Here is a 22,013-nt window from a genome sequence, read left to right as displayed (position 1 = left end):
CCACGGCGTCCGGCTCGCGCGGACGCACGCGTGCCTGCCCGAGCGGACCGCCGTCCGGGGCTCGCGCGGTGACGCGGCGGGCCGTGGCGACGCGAACGCCCCGCACCTGGCAGACGACGCCGGAGGCCTGTGGCCGGCCCGCTCGCGAAGAACGGTTCGGCACCCGGGTGCACCCGCGTCCAGGGCGAGGCCGGTGTCCGGCCTTCCGGGGTGCCGGACCGGCTCATGCCGTGGATCGGTGGACCAGGGTCGTCGGCAGGACCACGCCGGGCGGGGCGGGGTTCGGTGTTCGCGCGGCGTCGGAGTCGGTGGCGTCGGTGGCGGCGGCGGTTCCGCGGTCCAGGCCGCGCAGGAGCAGGCGGGCCATCAGCCGGCCCATGCCCTCGATGTCCTGGCGGACGGTGGTCAGCGGCGGGTCGGTCTGTTCGGCGACGGGCAGCATGTCGTCGAAGCCCACCACGGCCACGTCGTCCGGCACCCGCCGCCCGCGTTCGCGCAGCACCCGCAGGGCGCCCGCCGCGGTGAGGTCGTTGGCCGCGAACACGGCGTCCAGGCCGGGGCACCGGTCGAGCAGTTCCCGCATCGCCCGCTCCCCGCCGCCCGAGGTGAAGTCCCCTCGCGCGACCAGGTCCGGGTCGGCGCCGGGGCGGACGTCGCTGAAGCCCGCGAGCCGGTCGGCGGCCGAGGTCTGGTCGAGCGGGCCGGTGATGTGCGCGATGCGGGTGCGGCCGAGCCCGGCCAGGTGGTGGACGGCCGAGCGGGCGCCGCCGCGGTTGTCGCTGTCCACGTAGACCACGTCGTCCCGCCCGTCGTCCCAGTCGGGGCGCCCGCCGAAGACGGTCGGCACTCCGGCACTGCGGACCAGGCCGGGCAGCGGGTCGTGCAGGTGCAGGGAGAAGACGAGGGCACCGTCGACGTGGCCGCCGGCCAGGTAGCGCCCGACGCGGGCGTGGTCCTCGCGGCCCTCGGTGAGCAGCAGCACGAGCTGGTTGTCGTGGGCCGTCAGTTCCTTGCTGATGCCGCGCAGTTGCTGGGCGAAGTAGGGGTCGGCGAACACCCGGGTCTCCGGTTCCGCGGCGACGACGGCGACGGCCTGGTGCCGCCGGGTCACCAGGGAGCGGGCGGCCTGGTTGGGGACGTAGCCGAGTTCCTCCACCGCGCGCCGCACCCGCTCGGCCAGCGCGTCCCGGACCCCGTGGGCGCCGTTGACCACGCGGGACACGGTGGCCCGCGAGACCCCGGCGCGCTCGGCCACGGCCTCGAGCGTGGGGCGCGGCCCGGTCTCGGTCACGTGCGGCTCCTCCTCGGCGGCTGCGGCTCAGGATAGCGGCAGGCCGCGCCGCGGGAGGGGGCGCTCCGGGGACCGAAAACGCTCTTGTGCCAAGGCGGGTGCGGTCGTCAGCATGGGCGCATGTACAGAAGAACGGCCCACGACAGCTGACCGGCGGCGCCGGTGGCGGCGCCGGCCGCCCTCGGCTCAGTGCTCGTGTTCCTGCGCGGGCGCCTCGCCCGACACCGTCCCGCCGTGCTCGTGCGGTTCGTACCCCGGGATCGTGCCGTCCGGCTTCTTCACCAGGAACAGCCCCACCATCCCCATGTCCGAGTGGCTCTGGACATGGCAGTGGTACATCCACGCTCCGGCGCCCACCCCCTCCCCCGCGACGATCTGGAAGCCGAAGGAGTCGGCCGGGCCGGTGATCTTGTTGTCGATGACCCGGCTCGGGTCGTCGGGCCCGGTGAGGATGCCGGTGCGGTTGTCCGCCCAGCGGTGACCGTGCATGTGGAAGGTGTGGTAGTACTCGCCGTGCGTGATCATGACGATCTCGACGCGGTCGCCCACGGTGGCCTCGAAGTCGGGGCCGGTGTGCGGCTTGCGGTTGTTGATGGTCATGTCGTTGAAGACGATCGTGTGCGTGGCGTCCGGCAGCACGTCCCCCTTGCGGCGCACGATCACCGGGCCGTAGAGGCCGTTGCGGATGCCTCCGGTGCCGTGCTCGGTGCCCACGACGTGGTCGTGGTAGTGCCAGTAGCCCGCGCTGCCCGGCCGCCAGGTGCCGTCGTCGCGCCGGCCGGGCCTGTGGGTGCGCCAGGTGTAGGTGCGGGTGCCGCCGGGCTCGACGTCGCTCTTGTTCATCGCGGTGCCGTCGCTGGAGATCTCGTAGTCCAGGCCGTGCACGTGCAGGCTGGCCCGTACGTCCATCGTGTTGGTGAACTCGATGTGCAGCGTGTCGCCTTCGTTGACCTCGATCAGCGGGCCGGGGACCGACGCCTTGCCCTTCTCGAAGCCGTAGCCCATCTGACCGTCCGCCAGCCTCTCGGCGTACATCCTGAGGTGTCTCACCTCGCCCCCGGCCGGTGCCGTCTTCGCGGTGATCCCCTTGGCCGCAGGGGCGGCGCCCGCGGCCTCCGGAGCGATGGACAACGATGTCGCGGCAGCCGCGCCGCCCAGCAGTACCCGTCGGTTGAAGCCTCGCCTGTCCATGCCGAACTCCCCACGCCGATACGGAATGTGCGCAGACCCAGGACCTGATTGGCTGTGATGAGCCTGTGGGACCGTACCGGTTGCCGCCATGTTTATCCACACTCAGGACAAAGTTCGTTCGATCCCGGTCATACCTATTGGCGTACCGCGCAAAGAGGTCTAGCTTCCTTGGCGCTGCTGCCGTGACCGAGGAGGTGCCCATGCCCTTAAGAGGGTTGAGCGCGAGAAGAAGAGGCTGGGCGGCGTGCGCCACCGCCGCATTCGTCGCCGCGGGACTGCTGGCCGGCCCTGCCGCCAGCGCACGTCCGGCGCCGGACCCATCCCTGACAACGATGTCGATCAAGTCGCCGCCCGGCGGCGCCAATGTACGGGTGCTGATCTTCTACGGTTCCGCCGCGGCCGGGGACGAGTCGCCGGTCGTGAACGCCGGCATCTCGGCCATCGAGCGGATCGGTCTCTCCGGGCCCGCCAAGGAGCGGTTCAAGGTCGAGGCCACGGACAACGCCGGCGTCTTCACCAACGAGAAGAAGCTCGGCCGCTTCAACGCGGTCGTCTTCCTGACCGGCGGCGGCGATGTGCTGACGCCCGCTCAGGAGGCGGGCCTGGAGGCGTACATGGAGGCCGGCGGCGGGTTCGTCGGCGTCCACGACGCGGCCCGCGCGGAGCCGTACTCGGACTGGTTCACCGGTCTGGTCGGCGCCCGTCCGGCGGCCGGCAGTCCCACCAAGGTCCAGCGGGCCACGGTCGAGGTCGGTGACCGGCGGCATCCGGCCACCAAGGACCTGCCGCTGGAGTGGAAGCGCCCCGACGAGTGGCTGAACTGGCAGCAGAACCCGTCCGGTGAGGTCCACACCGTGGCCCGGGTGCGCGAGTCCACCTACGCGCCCGGGACGAGTGCCAACGGGGCGGACCACCCGGTCAGTTGGTGCCGGGACTACGACGGCGGCCGGTCGTTCTACACCGGCATGGGCGGCACGGTGTCGTCGTACGACGAGGCCGACTTCCGCACCCATCTGCGCGGCGCCCTGATGTGGACGACCCGGCTGTCGCAGGCCGACTGCAAGGCGACCATCAACGCCAACTACAAGGCCGAGCGGCTCACCGATCCCAACCAGCCCGGCCAGAACGACCAGATCGGCGAACCGCACGGCCTGGTCACCGCACCCGACGGCCGCGTCTTCTACATCGGCCGCGGCGGCGCGGACTCCTCCCAGCCGGTGGTGACCGACTGGAACGACCCGAACGTCGGCAAGGGCACGGGCGAGATCCACGTCTGGGACCCGAAGACCGACAAGGTCACCCTCGCGGGCGCGCTGACCGTCTTCGGCAACAAGGGCGGCGGCGACGAGCTGACCAAGGTCGAGGAGGGCCTGCTCGGCATCGAACTGGACCCGGGGTTCGCGGAGAACGGGTGGGTGTACCTGCACTACACCCCGCACTCCGAGATCAACCGGGACACGCACATGGCCGAGCGCCGGGTCTCGCGCTTCACCCTCGACCCGGCCACCAACAAGCTGGACATGGGCAGCGAGAAGGTGCTGCTCAAGTGGCCGGTGCAGATCCACAGCTGCTGCCACGCGGGCGGCGGGATGGCCTGGGACTCCAAGGGGAACCTGTACATCGCCACCGGTGACAACAACTCCAGTGGATTCAGCGACGGTTACTCCGGCAACAACCCGGAGCCCAACTTCAAGGGCGTGTCCTTCGCCGACGCGCGCCGCACGGCCGGCAACACCAACAACCTCAACGGCAAGATCCTGCGCATCCACCCGGAGCCGGACGGGACGTACACGCTCCCGGAGGGCAACCTCTTCACCGGCGAGGAGACCGCCGAGGGCGGCGGCAAGACGCGGGGCGAGATCTACGTGATGGGTGTGCGCAACCCGGCGCGCATCTCGGTCGACAAGAAGACCGACACCCTGTACGCGGGCTGGGTCGGCCCGGACGCCGGCGCCCCGTCGCCGACGTGGGGTCCGGCCAAGTACGACACGTTCGCCACCATCACCAAGGCGAGCAACCGCGGCTGGCCGTACTGCATGGGCAACAAGCAGCCGTACCGGGACCGGAACCTGCCGGACCCGTCGAAGCCGCTGGGCTGGTACGACTGCGACCACCCGAAGAACGAGTCGCCGAACAACGACGGCCTGGTCAACCTGCCGCCGGTGACCGGCAACAACATCTGGTACTCGCCGCAGGGCGGCGGCCCCGACTACCCGCGCGACGAGAACGGCGTCCCGTCGTACGAGCAGGACGAGGCCACCTACCGGCTGCCCTGGCTCAAGGGCGGCGGCCAGGCCGCGATGAACGGCCCGCTCTACCGCTACGACGCCGACAGCACCAGTGACACCAAGTGGCCCGCGTACTGGGACGGCAAGTGGTTCGTCGGTGACTTCTACGACGCCGACCAGCCGCGCAACGCGGTGCTGATGGACCCGAAGACGCAGGGCGACGGCGGTCTGCCGGTGCACTCGGAGTCCCTGAAGAAGATCGTGCCGATCGGCAACGACGGCATCAAGAACCTGATGGGCTGGAAGTTCGGCCCGGACGGAGCGCTGTACGTCCTGGACTACGGCCGCGGCTTCTTCACCTCGGACTCCAAGTCGGCCCTGTGGCGGGTCACCTACGAGGGCGGCGGCCCGACGCCGGCCGCCGGACAGCTGGCGAGGGGGACCGAGTGATACGCCAACGAAGAATGTGGGCCGCGCTGCTGGCCGGCCTGCTGATGGTGCTCGGACTGCAGGCGACGTCCGCCTCCGGGCAGCCGGCAAAGGCACCCGCCGCGGCCGCCGCCGACCAGGTGCTCACCTGGACGGCCGGTGACGACATCACCAAGTACACGTCGGCGCCCGAGACGGCGGTGGCCGGTCCGGCCACGATCGTCTTCGAGAACAGTGAGGCCACCGGCAACACCACCGGCATGCCGCACACGCTGACGTTCATGACCAGCGACCCCGCGTACAACCAGGACGTCCAGCTGAACATCCTGTCCAACCCGTTCGATGCCGAGGGCGGCAAGCACACCGCCGAGGTCACCCTCACCCCCGGCAAGTACATGTACCACTGCACGATCCCGGGCCACGGCCAGATGACGGGCGTGCTCGTGGTCACCGAGGGCGGCGGCGGCGAGGACACCACGGCGCCCGCGACCTCGGCCGAGGTGGGCGGCACGCAGAACGCCGACGGCGCGTACGTCGGTTCCGCGACCGTGAGCATCGCCGCCACCGACGAGGGCGGCTCGGGCGTGGAGCGGATCGAGTACGCGATCGGTGCCGACGGCGCCTGGCAGCCGTACACCACGCCGGTCGTCGTCGACCAGGTCGGTGAACACGTGGTGCGTTACCGGGCGTTCGACAAGGCGGGCAACGCCGCCGAGGAGAAGAGCGTCACGTTCGCCGTGACCGCGCCGGACACCGACGACTCGACCGCGCCGGAGACCTCGGCGACGGTCAGCGGCGAGAAGAACGCGGACGGTGCCTACATCGACATGGCGACGGTGACCGTCACCGCCTCCGATACCGGTTCCGGCGTCAACACCATCGAGTACGCGGTCGGCGACGGCGCCTGGACGGCGTACACGGCGCCGGTCATGGTGCACGAGGTCGGCGAGCACACGGTGCGCTACCGGGCCACCGACAAGGCGGGCAACATCGCCGCGGAGAAGAGCGTCGCCTTCACCGTGGCCGCCGCTCCCCCGCAGGACACCACCCCGCCGGTGACCGGCGCGACCGTGGACGGCACCAAGGACTCCGACGGCGCCTACGTCGGCAGCGCGAAGGTGACCGTGAACGCCGCGGACGAGGGCGGCTCCGGTGTCGCCGGTGTGGAGTACTCGCTGGACGCCGGGCCCTACCTGGCGTACACCGACCCGGTGGTCGTGGACCGGGTGGGCCGGCACACCGTGACGTACCGGGCGAGCGACAAGGCGGGCAACACCTCCGAGCCGCTGGCCGTGAGCTTCACGGTGGTGGCGGGCCAGGTGCCGCCGCCGCCCTGCCCGGAGTACGACGAGCGCCTCACGGTGATCGTCGGCACGCTCGACTCGGGGGTGCCGAACCGGGTCACCAACAACCGGTGCCGGATCGGCGAGCTGATCGAGGACGAGAAGGAGTGGACGTCCCAGGCGCTCTTCCTCAAGCACGTCCGTGAGGTCATGGACGGTCTCCTGGACGAGGGCGTCGTCGACAAGCGGGAGTACCGGGCGATCAACAGGGCCGCCAAGCAGTCGAAGATCGGCCGGCCCGGTCAGACCGAGGGCTACCGCAACATCCTCGACGGCAGCCAGGAGTCCTTCGCCAAGTGGGAGCAGGTGGGCGGCGGTTCGTTCGGGCTGAACCCGGACGGGTCGATCACGTCCAGCACCAGCACGCCCGGCATGGGCATGCTGTGGTTCCCCGAGCGCAAGTACGGCGACTTCTCACTGAAGCTCCAGTGGCGGGACGACGCGGCGGGCACCTCGAACACCAACGGCGGCGTCTTCGTACGCTTCCCGCAGGTGCACGACCACCCGGAGGAGTCCCGGCCGGAGTGGGTCGCCATCAAGTACGGGCACGAGGTGCAGGTGTTCGACAGCCCGACCGGCGACATGTACAAGACGGGCTCCCTCTACGGCTTCGACCGGGTCGGCCTGGCCGGCGCGGGCGTGACGGAGAAGGGCACCTGGAACGACTACGAGATCCGGGTGGTGGACCAGCACTACTCGGTCTACCGCAACGGCGTGCTGATCAACGAGTTCGACAACTTCGGCGGCCAGACCTTCTACCCCGAGCGCTCGGACGACCCGGGCACCGACGGGCGGCGGTTCGCCTCCGGCTACATCGGACTGCAGGTGCACAGCACCTCGGACGTGGTCTCGTACCGCGACGTCCGGATCAAGGACCTGTAGAAACCGGATGATTGGGGCTCAGTCCGGGCCGGGAGTCTTCTTCCTGGCCCGGCTGGGCTGGACCCGGCTCGGCTCGCCCGGCATCTTCGGATACTCGGGCGGGTACGGCAGATCACCGAGCCCGTGGTCGTGCTCGTCCTTCGTCGCCAGCTCCAGCAGCGCGTCGAGGGAGTACCTCGTGTCGTCCATGCCCGCGTGCACGTCGCCGAGTTCGGCGAAGCGCGCGGGCATGGTCGTGATGTCGAAGTCCTGGGGGTGCGCGACGCCCACCTCGTCCCAGGTCAGCGGGGCGGAGACCGGGGCGTTCGGGCGGGGCCGCACGGAGTAGGCGGAGGCGATGGTGCGGTCGCGGGCGGTCTGGTTGTAGTCGATGAAGATGCGCTCGCCGCGTTCCTCCTTCCACCACTTGATGGTGACCCGCTCGGGCATCCGCCGTTCCATCTCCCGGCCGACGGCGATGGCGGCGCGCCGCACCTGGGTGAAGGTCCAGCGCGGCTCGATCGGCACGAAGACGTGGATGCCGCGCCCGCCGGAGGTCTTGGGCCAGCCGCGCAGAGAGCCGAACTCCGCCAGCACCGCGCGCAGTTCGTGGGCGGCGCGGGCGGCGTCGTCGTAGTCGGTGCCGGGCTGCGGATCGAGGTCGATGCGCAGTTCGTCGGGGTGGTCGACGTCGTCGCGGCGCACCGGCCAGGGATGGAAGGTGAGGGTGCCGTACTGGGCGGCCCACAGCACCGCCGCCTCCTCGGTGGGGCACATCTCGTCGGCACTGCGTCCGCTGGGGAAGGTGATGTGCGCGGTCGGGATCCAGTCGGGCATCCCCTTGGGCGCGCGCTTCTGGTAGAACCACTCGCCGGTGATGCCGTCCGGGTACCGCTGCAGGGTGGTGGGCCGGTCGCGCAGGGCGCGCAGGATGCCGGGGGCGACGGCCTGGTAGTAGCGGGCCACGTCGAGCTTGGTGTAGCCGCACTCCGGGAAGAAGACCTTCCCCGGGCTGGACAAGCGCACGCTCCGCCCGCCCGCCTCCAGTTCCACCGCTTCCGCCATGCGAGCCACGGTAGGCGCAGCCCGGGAGCTTCGCACATCAGGCGGCGGCGGGCGGCGGCGTACAGAATCGGAGCATGGAGCTCCCCGTCATGCCGCCCGTGAAGCCGATGCTCGCCAAGTCCGTGGCGAAGATCCCGCCGGGGATGCACTACGAGGCGAAGTGGGACGGCTTCCGTGCGATCGTGTACCGCGACGGGGACGAGGTGGAGCTGGGGAGCCGGACGGGCAAGCCCTTGACCAGGTATTTCCCGGAGCTGGTGGCGGCGGTGCGGGAGCGGCTGCCCGAGCGGTGCGTGGTGGACGGGGAGATCGTCATCGCGCGGGACGGGCACCTGGACTTCGACGCGCTCACCGAGCGGATCCATCCGGCGGACTCCCGGGTGCGGACCCTGGCGGAGCGCACCCCGGCCTCGCTGGTCGCCTTCGACCTGCTGGCGCTGGACGACGCGTCCCTGCTCGACGTGGGGCTGACCGACCGGCGGGCGCTGCTGGAGCGGGCGCTGGGCGGGGTGACGCCGCCGGTGCACGTGGCACCGGCGACGGACGACGTCGAGGTGGCCCGGCAGTGGTTCGAGCAGTACGAGGGGGCGGGGCTCGACGGGGTGGTCGCCAAGCCGCTCGACCTGCGTTACCGGCAGGACGAGCGGGCCATGTACAAGATCAAGCACGAGCGGACGGCGGACGTCGTCGTCGCCGGGTACCGCTTCCACAAGAGCGGGCCCGTGGTCGGCTCGCTGCTGCTCGGCCTGTACGACGACCGGGGCGTGCTCCAGCACGTGGGCGTGTGCGCCGCCTTCACGATGAAGCGCCGGGCCGAGCTGGTGGAGGAGCTGGAGCCGCTGCGCATGGACGACGCCCGGGGGCATCCGTGGGCCGCCTGGGCCGAGGAGGCGGCGCACGAGGGGGCGCGGCTGCCCGGCGCGCCCAGCCGGTGGTCGGGCAAGAAGGACCTGTCCTGGGTGCCGCTGCGCCCCGAGCGGGTCGTCGAGGTGGCGTACGACCACATGGAGAACGGGGCGCGCTTCAGGCACACGGCCCGCTTCCGCCGGTGGCGCCCGGACCGGACCCCCGAGAGCTGCACCTACGCACAGCTGGAGGAGCCGGTCCGCTACGACCTGTCGGAGATCCTCGGCGGGCCGTGAGGCCGCCGCGGAACCTCCTGGCGGCTACGGCTTCATCAGCACCTTGACCGCGCCGTCCTGCTTCTTCTGGAACATCTCGTACGCGTGCGGCGCGTCCGCCAGCGGCACCCGGTGGGTGGCGAAGCCGTCGACGCCGAGGGGGTCCTGGTCGGTGAGGTACGGCACGATCTCGTCGCTCCAGCGGCGTACGTTGGCCTGGCCCATCCGCAGCTGGACCTGCTTGTCGAACAGCGTGAGCATCGGCATCGGGTCGGCCATGCCGCCGTACACGCCGGACAGCGAGATGGTGCCGCCGCGGCGCACCAGGTCGATCGCGGTGTACAGGGCGGCGAGCCGGTCGACGCTGAACCGCTCCGCCAGGGGGCCGCCGATGGCCCGGGGCATCACCGCGGCGGTCTGCTGCACCAGCTTGGCCACGGCGCCGCCGTGCGCCTCGGTGCCGACCGCGTCGATCACGGCGTCGGGGCCGCGGCCGTCCGTCCGGTCCTGGATCGCGGCGACGAGTTCCTTCTCGTTGTCGAAGGACCGCAGGTCGAACGTCTCCACGCCCCGTGCGCGGGCCCGCTCCAGCCGCTCGGGGACGAGGTCCACGCCGAACACCTTGTCGACCCCCTTGAGCCGGGCGATCCGGCACGCCATGTCGCCGATGGGGCCGAGGCCCAGCACGGCGATGCCGCCGCCCCGCGGCACCTCGGCGTAGGCGACCGCCTGCCAGGCGGTGGGCAGGACGTCGGAGAGGTAGACGAAGCGGTCGTCGGCCGGGCCCTCGGGCACCTTGATCGGCCCGTACTGGGCCTGCGGCACGCGCAGGTACTCGGCCTGGCCGCCGGGCACCGCGCCGTAGAGGCGGGTGTAGCCGAACAGCGGGGCGCCCATGCCCTCGCCGTGGACCTGGGTGGTCTCGCACTGCGTCGGCAGCCCGGTGCCGCACATGTAGCAGTGTCCGCACGCGATCTGGAACGGGACCACGACCCGGTCGCCGGGCTTCAGCCCGGTCACCTCGGGACCGACCTCCTCCACGATGCCCATCGGCTCGTGGCCGAGGATGTCGCCCGGTGTCATGAACGGCGTGAGCACTTCGTAGAGGTGCAGGTCGGAGCCGCACAGCCCGGAGGAGGTGACGCGGATGACCGCGTCGGTGGGCTCCTCGATCCTTGGGTCCGGCACGTCCTCGACCCGGACGTCCCGCTTGCCCTGCCATGTCACTGCCTTCATCGCCCCGCGCTCCCTCCGTCGCCGTGCGCGTCGGTTCCGAGTGGCGGCCGGGTACCCCGGGGCTCCCGTCGCCGAACCCGGCGGTCTTTTCGGCCGAACAGCGGATTATCTGCCCCGTTCCGTGTGCCGTATCGGATTCAGTCAGGTATGGCACTAAATGCTTTAAGAAGCGCACAATCAATGACACGGGATGGGTGGACGGATGGCCGGGATGCGACAAGGGACGCGCAGGGGACGGTATGCCGCCCTGCTGACGGCGGCGGTGGCGGCCTCGCTGGCCGCCGCGGGCTGCACGGCGGGGCCGGGCGCGAAGGAGGACGGGCGGGCGCCGGAACCGGAGCGCTCGCACAGCGCCGCCCCCGCCCCGGGACCGGTGCTCGCCGTGAAGGTCGACAACGTGCGCGCGGCCCGCCCGCAGACGGGTCTGGAGGACGCGGACGTCGTGTACGCCGAGCCCGTGGAGGCGGGACTGAGCCGGCTGATGGCGGTCTACGCCACCGAGCTGCCCGAGTCGGTGGGGCCGGTGCGCAGCGCCCGCGAGTCCGACCTGGAGCTGCTCGGCCAGTTCGACCGGCCGGTACTGGCGTTCTCCGGCGCGCAGAGCAAGCTGCTGCCGCTCATCGACCGGGCCCCGCTGCGTGCGGAGCCGCCCGGCGAGGACTCCGACGCCTACGTCCGCGCCGGGGACCGGCAGGCCCCGCACAACCTCTATCTGCGGCCGGGCAGGCTGCTCCAGGAGCCTTCCGGGCCCGCGGCCCTCACCACCGGGTTCACCTACGGCAAGGCTCCCGCGGGCGGCAAGGCGGAGTCCTCGCGCACGGTGCGCTACCCCTCGGCGAGCTTCGCCTTCACCTGGTCCGACAGCCGGGACCGGTGGCTGGTCTCCATGGACGGCAGCCCGGCCCGCACGGCCGACGGCGGGCGGCTGGCCCCGGCCACGGTCGTCGTGCAGCACGTGAAGGTGCGCGAGTCGGACTTCCGCGACTTCCGGGGCAGCAACTCGCCCTACGTCGAGTCGGTGGGCTCGGGACAGGCGGAGGTGCTGCGCGACGGGCGCACGTACGACGCGACCTGGAAGCGCGGGGCGGCCGCCGACGGCACCGCCTTCACCACCGGGGACGGCGAGCCGCTGAACTTCGCCGAGGGCCAGGTGTGGGTCGTCTTCGCCGGGCACTCCTGACGGAGGGGGAACCCCCGGTCAGCCCGGTGCCACCGTAGGCTGGGCCGGGTTGCGGAGCCCCTCCGCGGCGTCCGCGACCCGGCGGATCAGGTCGATGAACACCGCCTGCTCGTCGGCGGCGAGCGGGGCCAGGAACACCTGGTTCATCCGGGCGATGCGCACGCCCAGCCTGCGGTGCACGCGCAGCCCCTCGTCGGTGAGCCGGAGCAGGGACCGGCGGCCGTCCTGCGGGTCGCGGACCTTGTCGAGCAGCCCGCGGCGGCCGAGCCGGCTGACCACCTCCGCGATGGTGGACCGGTCCAGGCCCACCCGCTCCCCCACGGTGCGCTGGTCGAGCCCCGGCTCGGCGACCAGGGCGTTGAGGACGGCGTACTGCGGCGAGGTGGTCTCCTCGGAGACCATCGTGTTCCACAGCAGGTAGTGCGCCTGCTGCAGCCGCCGGGCCAGGTGGCCGGGGTGGGTGGCCAGATCGACCGCTGCCATGTGCACTCCCCGTGGTCATTTTCGTAGGTGCACTGACGATACATGGCACCGCGTACCAACATCCGGGAACGCCTCATCCGATCCGCCTCGGATCCACCCCGGCTCTGCCTCGACTTTGCGGGTCTTGACGCCCCGGCCGTCCGGTGGCAGCGTGTGGGCAATCTCGCTGAAATACTCAGTGCCCTGACTATCTGCTCCCGGGGCACGCGGAAGAGATGGGGCTCCTCGGATGGACAAGGTGGTGGCCACGGCCGGTGCGGCGGTGGCCGACGTGGCCGACGGCGCGTCGCTCGCGGTGGGCGGCTTCGGGCTGAGCGGTGTGCCGAACGTGCTGATCCAGGCGCTGTACGAGCGCGGGACCGGCGGGCTGTCGGTGGTCTCCAACAACTGCGGGGCGATGGAGTCGGGGCTGGCCGTCCTGCTGGCCGCCGGGCGCATCGCCCGGGTGACCGGGTCCTACATCGGCGCGAACAAGGAGTTCGCGCGCCAGTACCTCGGCGGGGAGCTGGAGGTGGAGATGATCCCCCAGGGCACCCTGGCCGAGCGGCTGCGGGCCGGCGGCGCGGGAATACCCGCCTTCTACACGCCCGCCGGGGTCGGCACCCAGGTCGCCGACGGCGGGCTGCCGTGGCGGTACGACGGGTCGGGCGGGGTCGCGCTGGCCTCGCCGCCGAAGGAGGTCCGCGAGTTCGACGGCACGGAGTACGTCCTGGAGCGCGGCATCCGCACCGACTTCGCGCTGGTCCGCGCGGCGAAGGGCGACCGGCACGGCAACCTGGTCTTCGCCAAGTCCTCCCGGAACTTCAACCCGCTGGCCGCGACGGCCGGACGGGTGACGATCGCCGAGGTGGAGGAGCTGGTCGAGCCGGGCGGGATCGACCCGGACGCGGTGCACCTGCCGGGGATCTTCGTCCAGCGGGTGGTGGCGCTCACCCCGGAGCAGGCCACCGACAAGAAGATCGAGCGGCGGACGGTGAGTTCCTGATGGCGTGGACGCGTGAGCAGATGGCCGCACGGGCGGCGCTGGAGCTGGCGGACGGCCAGTACGTCAACCTCGGCATCGGCCTGCCCACCCTGATCCCGAACCACCTCCCCGAGGGCGTCGAGGTCACCCTGGAGTCGGAGAACGGCATCCTGGGCACCGGCCGGTACCCCACCGAGGCCGAGGTGGATCCCGACCTGATCAACGCGGGCAAGGAGACGGTCACGGTCCGCCCGGGCGCCGCCTTCTTCGACTCGGCCCTGTCCTTCGGCATGATCCGGGGCGGGCACATCGACGTCGCGGTGCTCGGCGCGATGCAGGTCTCCGCGCGCGGCGACCTGGCCAACTGGGCCGTCCCCGGAAAGATGATCACCGGCATCGGCGGCGCGATGGACCTCGTCCACGGCGCCCGCACGGTCATCGTGGTCATGACGCACACCGCCAAGGACGGCTCCCCCAAGATCGTCGAGGAGTGCGCGCTGCCGCTCACCGGCAAGGCGTGTGTGAACCGCGTCATCACCGACCTCGGCGTCCTAGACGTCACCGCCGACGGCCTGGTCCTGGTGGAGACCGCCCCGGGCGTGGGCGTCGAGGAGGTCGTCGCCAGGACCGACGCCAAGCTCGTCGTCGCGGAGAGCACGGAGGGACCGAAGTGAGGGACGTCTACATCGTCGACGCGGTGCGCACCCCGTTCGGCAAGTACAACGGGGGCCTGGCGGGCGTACGGTCGGACGACCTGGCCGCGCACGCGATCCGGGAACTCCTCGGCCGGACCCCCGGCCTGGACCCGTCCCGGATCGACGACGTGTACTTCGGCAACGCCAACGGCGCCGGTGAGGAGAACCGCAACGTCGCCCGGATGGCCGCGCTCCTGGCCGGCCTGCCCACCACCGTCCCCGGCGTCACGGTGAACCGGCTGTGCGCGTCCGGTCTCGAAGCGGTGATCCAGGCCGCCCGTGCCATCGCGGTCGGCGACGCGTCGGTCGCGCTCGCGGGCGGCGTGGAGTCGATGACCCGGGCGCCGTACGTGCTGCCCAAGCCGGACCGGCCCTTCCCCGCCGGGCACACCGAGATGTACTCGACCACCCTGGGCTGGCGCATGGTCAACCCGGCGATGGACCCGCGGTGGACGATCCCGCTCGGCGAGTCGGCGGAGCTGATCGCGGACAAGCACGGGATCACCCGCGAGCAGCAGGACGCGTACGCCCTCGCCTCCCACCACAAGGCCGCCCGCGCCCGGGCCGACGGCCTGTTCGACGCCGAGCTGGCGCCCGTGCCGGTGCCGCGCCGCAAGGGCGACCCGGTGGACTTCGCCGCCGACGAATGCGTACGCCCGGACGCGTCCCTGGAGGCGATGGCCAAGCTCAAGCCGTCCTTCCGGAAGACCGACGGCACGGTGACCGCCGGGAACGCCTCCCCGCTCAACGACGGTGCCGCCGCGCTGCTCCTGGCCGACGAGGAGGGCCTGCGGGCCACCGGGCGCGAGCCGCTCGCCCGGGTCTCGGCCACCGGGGTCTCGGCGACCGACCCGCAGTACTTCGGCCTCGCGCCCGTCGAGGCCGTGAACCGGGCGCTCGCCAGGGCCGGACGGACCTTCGCCGACCTGGACGTGCTCGAACTCAACGAGGCCTTCGCCGCCCAGGTGCTGGGCTGCGTCGCCGAGTGGCCCGAGTTCGACCCCGCGGTCCTCAACCCGCAAGGCGGCGCCATCGCCCTCGGCCACCCGCTCGGCGCCTCCGGCGCCCGACTCGCCGGCACCGTCGCCCACCAGCTCGCCCGCAAGGGGAGCGGCACCGGCATCGCCACCCTCTGCATCGGCGTCGGCCAGGGCCTCGCCCTGGTCCTCGACCGCTAGTCACCCCCGGGACCCCCTATGACTCTCACCCAGCACGACATCGACGCGGAGATCGCGGCCCAGCACGCCGCCTACGAGAAGCGGGTCGCCGACGGCGCGCCCGTCGAGCACCACCCGCGCCGCGACTACGCCCCGTACCGCTCCTCGGTGCTGCGCCACCCGAAGCAGCCGCCGATCGCCATCGACGTCACCAAGGACCCGGAGCTGGTGGAGCTGGCCTCGCCCGCCTTCGGGGAGCGGGACATCACCGACATCGACAACGACCTGACCCGGCAGCACACCGGTGAGCCGGTCGGCGAGCGCATCACCGTCTCCGGCCGCCTCCTGGACCGCGACGGGAAACCGGTCCGCGGGCAGCTCGTGGAGATCTGGCAGGCCAACTCGGCCGGGCGCTACGCGCACCAGCGCGAGCAGCACGACGCACCGCTGGACCCGAACTTCACCGGCGTCGGCCGCACCCTCTCCGACGACGACGGCTGCTACCGCTTCACCACGGTGCAGCCCGGCCCCTACCCGTGGCGCAACCACGTCAACGCCTGGCGCCCGGCGCACATCCACTTCTCCGTGTTCGGCTCGGCGTTCACCCAGCGCCTGGTCACGCAGATGTACTTCCCGAACGACCCGCTGTTCCCGTACGACCCGATCCTGCAGTCGGTGACGGACGACGCCGCGCGGCAGCGGCTGATCGCGACCTACGACCACAGCCTGTCCGTGCCGGAGTTCTCGCTCGGCTACCACTGGGACATCGTGCTCGACGGCCCGAACGCCACCTGGATCGAAGAAGGACGCTGACCCGCCATGACGAAGATCGACACCAGCCGCCCGGAGCAGGTGCTGCCCACCCCGTCGCACACGGTCGGCCCCTTCTACGGGTACGCCCTGCCCTTCCGCGGCGGCGAGGACATCGCGCCCGCCGGGCACCCCGACACGGTCACCGTGCACGGGTACGTGTACGACGGCGAGGGAAACCCGCTGCCCGACGCCCTCCTGGAGCTGTGGGGCCCGGACAGCGAGGGCAACGTCCCCACCGTCGACGGGTCGATGCGGCGCGATCCCGCCTCCGGCGGCTTCCTGGGCCGCAACGGCGTGGAGTTCACCGGCTTCGGGCGCATTCAGACCGACGCGAACGGCCACTGGTACGCGCGGACGCTGCGGCCGGGCGCGCGTGGGCGCGGTGCGCCGTACATCAGCGTGTGCGTGTTCGCGCGCGGGCTGCTGGTGCACCTGTTCACCCGGATCTATCTGCCGGGCGACGCGACGGTGCCGGACGCCGACCCGCTGCTGTCCCGGGTGCCCGCCGGACGCCGCGACACGCTGATCGCCGCGGACGAGGGCCAGGGGACGTACCGTTTCGACATCCGCCTTCAGGGCGAGGGCGAGACGGTCTTCCTGGAGTTTCAGTGACATCACCCGCCGACCCCGCCGATTGCGGCACCGGCCTGCTCGCCCCCGGGTGGACGGGCGCGCCGGCCGCCGCCGCGACCGGTGACCGCGCGTACCTGCGGGCCCTGCTCGACGCGGAGGCGGCGCTGACCCGCGCCCAGGCCGTGCTGGGGCTCGCCCCGGCCGAGGCGGCGGACGCGGTGGGCGCGGCCGCGGCCGACCCCGGCGCCTTCGACGCGCGCTCCCTGGCCGAGCGCGCCCGGGGCGGCGGGAACCCGGTCATCCCCCTGGTGGCCGATCTGACGAAGGCGGTCGGCGAGCCGTACGGGCCGTACGTGCACCGGGGTGCGACCAGCCAGGACATCCTGGACACGGCGACGATGCTGGTCGCCGCCCGCGCCCTGGACCTGCTGCTGCCCGATCTCGCCCGCACGGAACGGGCGCTGGCCCGGCTGGCCGCCGCGCACCGGGACACGCCGATGCCGGGCCGGACCCTCACCCAGCACGCCGTGCCGACCGTCTTCGGGCTCAAGGCGGCCGGATGGCGCGCGCTGGTGCTGGACGCGCGGGACCGGATCACGGCGGTGCGGGACGCGCTGCCCGCCCAGCTCGGCGGCGCGGCGGGCACCCTGGCCGCCTTCGAGGCGTACGGTGCGACGGACCCGGCCGCGCTGCCCGCCGCCTACGCCCGCGAACTGGGGCTGCGGGCGCCCGTACTGCCGTGGCACACGCTGCGCACTCCGATCGCCGACCTGGCCGGGGCCCTCGCCCTCACCGCCGGGGCGCTCGGGAAGTTCGCCGTGGACGTGCTGACGCTGTCGCGCACCGAGATCGGCGAGGTCGCCGAGGGCAGCGGGGGCGGTTCCTCGGCGATGCCGCACAAGGCCAACCCGGTGCGGTCCACGCTGATCGCGGCCGCCGCCCGGCGCGCACCGCAGCTCGCGGCCACGCTGTACGGCTCACTGGCCGCCGAGGACGAGCGGCCGGCCGGGGCCTGGCACGCCGAGTGGGAGCCGCTGCGGGACCTGCTGCGGCTGGCCGGCGGCGCCGCCCGCGATGCCGCCGAGCTGGCCGAGGGGCTGCGGGTGCGCCCGGACGTGATGCGGGCGCACCTCGGGCTCACCCACGGGCTGATCGTCTCGGAGCGGCTCTCGGCCGAACTGGCGCCGGTGCTCGGGCGGGCCCGCGCCAAGGAACTGCTCACCGAACTGGCGGCACGCGCCTACGCCGAGGACCGGGACCTGGGTGAACTCCTGGCCGAGGTACCGGAGTTGCGGGACCTCGACCTGGCCGGCCCGAGCGACCCCGCTCGCTGCACGGGCGCCGCCGCCACCCTCACCGACCGTGCTCTGGAGCGACGTTGACGACCATGCTCAACCACCTGTCCGAAGGCCCCGCCTCCGCTCCCCCGCTGCTGCTGGGCCCCTCGCTGGGCACCTCGTACGCGCTGTGGGACGCGGTGGCGCCCGAACTGTCCGTCCGGCACCGGGTGATCCGCTGGGACCTGCCCGGGCACGGTGGTTCGCGGGCCGACCTGATCGGGCCCGGCGCCACCGTCGGGGACCTGGCCGATCTGGTGCTGGCGCTCGCCGACTCGCTCGGGCTGGAGCGGTTCGCCTGCGCCGGGGTGTCCCTGGGCGGCGCGGTGGGCCTGCATCTGGCCGTGCACCACCCGGAGCGCGTCTCGTCCCTGGCGGTCGTCTGCTCGTCGGCGCACTTCAACGGCGCGAAGCCGTGGGAGGAGCGGGCCGCGCGGGTGCGCGCGGAAGGGCTGGCACGGCTCGCGGACGGTGCGGAGGCGCGGTGGTTCACGCCGGGGTTCACCGTGCCGCGGCTGGTCCGGGACCACCGGGAGGCCGATCCCGGTGCGTACGCGGCCTGTTGCGACGCGCTGGCCGGCTTCGACCTGCGGGAGCGGGTCGGTGAGATCTCCGCGCCGACCCTGCTGGTCGCGGGGCGCGAGGACCCGGCCACACCGCCCGCGCACCTGCGGGAGATCGCCGACGCGGTGCCGGGCTCGACGCTGACGGAGATCCCGGGTGCCTCGCACCTGGCGCCGGCCGAGCGTCCGGAGGCGGTGCTGACTGCGCTGCGGGCCCACTTCGACGGCGGGGCCCGGCGGGGCATGGCGGTGCGGCGCGAGGTGCTGGGCGACGCGCACGTGGACCGGGCGCAGGCGCGGCAGTCGCCGTTCACCGCCCGTTTCCAGGACTTCATCTCGCGCTACGCGTGGGGCGAGATCTGGACCGACGAGACGCTCTCGCGCCGCGAGCGCAGCATGGTCACACTGACGGCGCTGGTCGCGCACGGCCACTACGAGGAGCTGGCCATGCATGTGCGGGCGGCGCGCCGCAACGGACTGACGCCGGACGAGATCGGCGCGGTACTGCTCCAGACCGCGGTGTACTGCGGGGTCCCGGCCGCGAACTCGGCGTTCGCGACGGCCCAGCGGGTGCTGGCCGAGGAGGCGGAGGGCACCGCGGGGTGAATCCCCTCGGGGCGCCCTGACGCACCTCAGCCCGCCCGGCCCACCACCGCCAGGGCCTCGCGGGCGCGGATGGCGAGGCCGTCGGCGCCGCAGGACTCGGCCAGCGCCAGTCCCCGGTTCAGCTCGGCCGCCGAGCGGGCCGCGAGGCCGTACTCCACGCGGGCGGCGGCGTGCTCGTACTGGCAGGGCGAGGCCTCCAGATAGGTGACGGCCTGGGCGGCGAGCCGGACCGCGCGCTGGCCGGTCTCCAGTGCGGCGGCGCAGCGCAGGGCCTCTCCTATCGCGGTGTCCGTGCCGAAGCGCTCGGCCTGGCGGCGGGCGTCGGTGGCCAGTCGGGCGGCGCGGCCGGGGTCCTCGCCGGCCAGCGCCCGGGCCAGTTCGGTCGCCCAGGGGACGACCACCGGGTTGTGCCGGCCGCGGGCGGCGGCGGCCTTCTCGGCGGCCTCCAGTTCGTTGACGCCCTCCTTGGTGCGGCCGGTGGCGAGGAGCAGGCGGGCGCGCACCGGGCGGGGGTCGGGCAGCACGATCGTCGACGGGTACGGCGGCGCGAAGCCGTACTGGTCGGCGACGGTCCTGGCCTCCTCGACATGGCCGCGGGCGAGCAGGGTGTCGATCAGGTTGCAGGTCGCCGACCAGTACAGCGGCAGTCCGCGGCCGACGCGTTCGGCGATGCGCAGGGACTCGCGCAGCGACTGCTCGGCCTCCCTGAGGCGGCCCCTCCTACGGTGGCCGAGGCCGACGTAGGCGTGCGCGAGGGAGAGGTGGCCGCCGCTCCAGCCGGCGCTCTCGTAGGCGCGCAGGGCCTCGGTGAACAGTGCCTCGGCGCGGTCCAGCCGATCGGCGTAGGCGTAGGAGCTGGCCAGCATCATCGGCAGTTCCAGGCCCCACTCGGTGTCGGTCCAGCCGAGTCCGGGTGCCAGGCGGCCGTTGACGAGGGCGCGGTCGCACAGTTCGACGACCTCCTCGGCGCTCTCGCCGTGGGTCATGGCGTCGAAGCCGCGCAGGATGAGCAGGGCGCGCTCGGCGTTGTCGCGGCCGGTGCAGGTGGCGGCCAGTTCGGCCAGGCGGGCAGAGCGGTGCGGCGAGGAGGTCTCGCCCGCGTGGATGCCCTCCCACATGTACTGGGCCGCCTGGAGCCGCAGGCGCGCGGAGGGGTCGGGGTTGCGGGCGGCCTCCGCCTCGACGGTGCGGACGGCCTCCTCCAGCTGGTCGTTGTGGAGCAGGGCCTGGGAGAGCCGGAAGACGGCGTCCACCCGCTGCTCGCCCTCCAGGCCGGGCATGGCGAGCGCGGTGCGCAGATGTCCGATGGTGGTGGCGGGCGCGGTGAGGAGGGTGGCGCAGCCCAGTTCGAACAGCACGCGGGCGTGGGACTCGGGCAACGGCGGTTCCTGCAGTGCCCGTTCGAGGCAGCGCCGGGCCGCGTCGGGGGCTCCGACGGCGAGGTGCTCGCGGGCGGCCTCGCGCAGCTGGGCCACGACTTCCTGGTCGTCGTCGGGGTGCACCTTGAGCAGATGGCGGGAGGCCGCCGCCGCACCGAGCCCGGAGTCGGCGACCAGCTGGGCCGCTATGCCGTGCATCGCCGTGCGCAGCGCGTCGGGGATGGAGTTGTAGACGGCGGTGGCGATCAGCGGATGGACGAACTCCAGGTCGCCCGTGGCCGGTTGGCCGGCGCCGGCGTCCGGTACGGACAGGATCCGGGCGCCCCGGAGCAGCTCGGCGCAGCGGGCGGCGTCGGCGCGGTCCAGGGTGGCGAGCCTGGCCACCATGTCGACGGTGATGCCGCCGCCGAGGATGGCCGCGGCCCAGGCGAACCGGGTGGAGTCGACGCCCAGTTGCTCCAGGCGGGCGACGAGACCGCCGCCGCGGGCGGAGCGGTTCAGGGCGCGCAGTTCGGCGGCCTCCGCCTCGACGGGTTGCAATTCGCTGTCCTGGACCTTCGCGAGGAGTTCGACGGTCTCGTAGGGGTTGCCGCCGGTGACGGCCCACACCTCGCGGCAGAACGCGGCCTCGGCGTGTGCGCCCAGCGTGTCGCGGGTGAGTCCGGCCGTCGCCTCGGGGGTGAGGGCGTTCAGCGGGGCGAGAGGCCGGCCGACGGCGGTGGCCGCGTCCAGGTGACGGGCGCTGTCGCCGCTGACGTCGCCGGGGCGGCGGGCGATGACGACCAGGACGGAGGTCTCGTCGAGCCGTTCGGCGAGCGCGGCGAGCCAGCGCAGGGTCTCCTGGTCGGCCCAGTGGGCGTCGTCGATCAGCAGCACCAGCGGCCACTCCCGGCGGGCGAGCCGGCGTACGGCGGCGACCAGGCCGTCGCACACGCCTTGCGGGTCGGCCTGCCGCTCACCGGGGTCCGCTATGCCGAGGGCGGGACCCGCGATGTCGTACCAGTCGCCGAGGTACTCGCGGGCCTCCTCGGGCAGCATGGACACCAGGGCGGGCTGGAGCAGTTGGCGCACCACGTTGAAGGGGACGGACCTGAGGGTCTCGCCGCCGCGTGCCGACCAGACGGTGCAGCCCCTCGCCTCGGCGATCCGGCGGGTCTCGGCGAGCAGCGCCGTCTTGCCGACCCCGGCCTCGCCGCGGGCCTCCAGCAGGGTGCCGGGGGACGAGCGGTCCGCGCACAGGGTGTCCACCGCGCGTGTGATGGTGGCGACTTCCTCGTCGCGCTCCCAGAGGGAGGCCGGGACGGCGCCCGCCCGCCGTACCTCCGTCATCCCGCTACCTCCCCGAGTCGCCCGAATGACGTACAGAGCCTGAGCCTAGCCCTCCGATCGCGCAAGTGGTGGGCGCTCCGCCGACCAGTTGCCGTGACGGGTGACATGCGGTAAAGCGTGAACGACGGACCGGGCCCGTCATCAGCGGCGGTGCGGCCGGGAGCCCGTC

17 protein-coding genes are annotated in these 22,013 nt (G+C 72.8%); 11 read left to right on the top strand and 6 right to left on the bottom strand.

The genetic code is table 11. From position 1 onward, the window contains the following. Positions 1-223: 223 nt before the first annotated feature. Positions 224-1,291: a LacI family DNA-binding transcriptional regulator gene (locus ACH4D3_RS04370; protein ID WP_398316164.1), complete on the bottom strand. Its 1,068-nt coding sequence runs from the start codon at positions 1,289-1,291 to the stop codon at positions 224-226. A 186-nt stretch (positions 1,292-1,477) separates the two neighbouring features. After that, positions 1,478-2,482, bottom strand: a complete 1,005-nt coding sequence (locus ACH4D3_RS04365; RefSeq protein ID WP_398316162.1) for a multicopper oxidase domain-containing protein — start codon at positions 2,480-2,482, stop codon at positions 1,478-1,480. A gap of 200 nt (positions 2,483-2,682) precedes the next feature. Here ACH4D3_RS04365 and ACH4D3_RS04360 point away from each other — a divergent pair, with 200 nt between their 5' ends. Beyond that, complete coding sequence (locus ACH4D3_RS04360) at positions 2,683-5,160, top strand: ThuA domain-containing protein (protein ID WP_398316160.1); 2,478 nt, start codon at positions 2,683-2,685, stop codon at positions 5,158-5,160. A 14-nt stretch (positions 5,161-5,174) separates the two neighbouring features. After that, complete coding sequence (locus ACH4D3_RS04355; RefSeq protein WP_398316645.1) at positions 5,175-7,364, top strand: OmpL47-type beta-barrel domain-containing protein; 2,190 nt, start codon at positions 5,175-5,177, stop codon at positions 7,362-7,364. 18 nt (positions 7,365-7,382) lie between these two features. Here the strand turns inward: ACH4D3_RS04355 and ligD are convergent, their stop codons facing one another. Continuing rightward, positions 7,383-8,408 carry a non-homologous end-joining DNA ligase gene (gene ligD / locus ACH4D3_RS04350; RefSeq protein WP_398316158.1) on the bottom strand — a complete coding sequence of 342 codons (1,026 nt, stop codon included), beginning with the start codon at positions 8,406-8,408 and terminating at the stop codon, positions 7,383-7,385. Between the two features lie 74 nt (positions 8,409-8,482). Between ligD and ACH4D3_RS04345 the strand changes: the two genes are divergently transcribed. Further along, complete coding sequence (locus ACH4D3_RS04345; protein WP_398316156.1) at positions 8,483-9,550, top strand: ATP-dependent DNA ligase; 1,068 nt, start codon at positions 8,483-8,485, stop codon at positions 9,548-9,550. A 24-nt stretch (positions 9,551-9,574) separates the two neighbouring features. Here ACH4D3_RS04345 and ACH4D3_RS04340 read toward each other — a convergent pair whose 3' ends face one another. Then, on the bottom strand, positions 9,575-10,765 hold the full coding sequence (locus ACH4D3_RS04340) for a zinc-dependent alcohol dehydrogenase (RefSeq protein WP_398316154.1): 1,191 nt from the start codon (positions 10,763-10,765) through the stop codon (positions 9,575-9,577). Between the two features lie 211 nt (positions 10,766-10,976). On the opposite strand from ACH4D3_RS04340, the gene ACH4D3_RS04335 reads away from it, so the two are divergent. Further along, entirely contained in the window at positions 10,977-11,945 is a 969-nt protein-coding gene (locus ACH4D3_RS04335) for a DUF3048 domain-containing protein (RefSeq protein ID WP_398316152.1), read from the top strand. Positions 11,946-11,963: 18 nt separating this feature from the next. Here ACH4D3_RS04335 and ACH4D3_RS04330 read toward each other — a convergent pair whose 3' ends face one another. Then, the gene (locus tag ACH4D3_RS04330; protein WP_398316150.1) at positions 11,964-12,428 is read right to left on the bottom strand and encodes a MarR family winged helix-turn-helix transcriptional regulator; all 465 of its coding nucleotides are present in this window, start codon (positions 12,426-12,428) and stop codon (positions 11,964-11,966) included. A 229-nt stretch (positions 12,429-12,657) separates the two neighbouring features. On the opposite strand from ACH4D3_RS04330, the gene ACH4D3_RS04325 reads away from it, so the two are divergent. From ACH4D3_RS04325 to pcaD, 7 genes are read left to right on the top strand one after another with little or no spacing between them, the layout of a single operon-like run. Continuing rightward, positions 12,658-13,413, top strand: a complete 756-nt coding sequence (locus ACH4D3_RS04325) for a CoA transferase subunit A (protein ID WP_398316148.1) — start codon at positions 12,658-12,660, stop codon at positions 13,411-13,413. Then, on the top strand, positions 13,413-14,066 hold the full coding sequence (locus ACH4D3_RS04320; RefSeq protein WP_398316146.1) for a CoA transferase subunit B: 654 nt from the start codon (positions 13,413-13,415) through the stop codon (positions 14,064-14,066). Before ACH4D3_RS04325 ends, ACH4D3_RS04320 begins: the two co-directional genes overlap by 1 nt. After that, the gene (locus ACH4D3_RS04315) at positions 14,063-15,265 is read left to right on the top strand and encodes a thiolase family protein (RefSeq protein ID WP_398316144.1); all 1,203 of its coding nucleotides are present in this window, start codon (positions 14,063-14,065) and stop codon (positions 15,263-15,265) included. The genes ACH4D3_RS04320 and ACH4D3_RS04315 overlap by 4 nt, the downstream gene beginning before the upstream one ends. An 18-nt stretch (positions 15,266-15,283) precedes the next feature. After that, on the top strand, positions 15,284-16,057 hold the full coding sequence (gene pcaH, locus ACH4D3_RS04310; protein WP_398316142.1) for a protocatechuate 3,4-dioxygenase subunit beta: 774 nt from the start codon (positions 15,284-15,286) through the stop codon (positions 16,055-16,057). A gap of 6 nt (positions 16,058-16,063) precedes the next feature. Further along, positions 16,064-16,669, top strand: coding sequence for a protocatechuate 3,4-dioxygenase subunit alpha (gene pcaG, locus ACH4D3_RS04305; protein ID WP_398316140.1), 606 nt, complete (start codon positions 16,064-16,066; stop codon positions 16,667-16,669). Next, positions 16,666-18,012 carry a 3-carboxy-cis,cis-muconate cycloisomerase gene (gene pcaB / locus ACH4D3_RS04300; RefSeq protein WP_398316138.1) on the top strand — a complete coding sequence of 449 codons (1,347 nt, stop codon included), beginning with the start codon at positions 16,666-16,668 and terminating at the stop codon, positions 18,010-18,012. Before pcaG ends, pcaB begins: the two co-directional genes overlap by 4 nt. 5 nt (positions 18,013-18,017) lie before the next feature. Next, positions 18,018-19,136, top strand: coding sequence for a 3-oxoadipate enol-lactonase (pcaD, locus tag ACH4D3_RS04295; RefSeq protein WP_398316643.1), 1,119 nt, complete (start codon positions 18,018-18,020; stop codon positions 19,134-19,136). Between the two features lie 26 nt (positions 19,137-19,162). On the opposite strand, the gene ACH4D3_RS04290 is transcribed toward pcaD, so the two are convergent. Further along, entirely contained in the window at positions 19,163-21,844 is a 2,682-nt protein-coding gene (locus ACH4D3_RS04290) for an ATP-binding protein (RefSeq protein WP_398316136.1), read from the bottom strand. Positions 21,845-22,013: the final 169 nt, after the last annotated feature.

The organism is Streptomyces sp. NPDC018026 (genome assembly GCF_044327745.1).
Lineage (GTDB): Bacteria > Actinomycetota > Actinomycetes > Streptomycetales > Streptomycetaceae > Streptomyces > Streptomyces rubrogriseus.
This window is presented reverse-complemented; position numbering and strand designations above follow the sequence as displayed.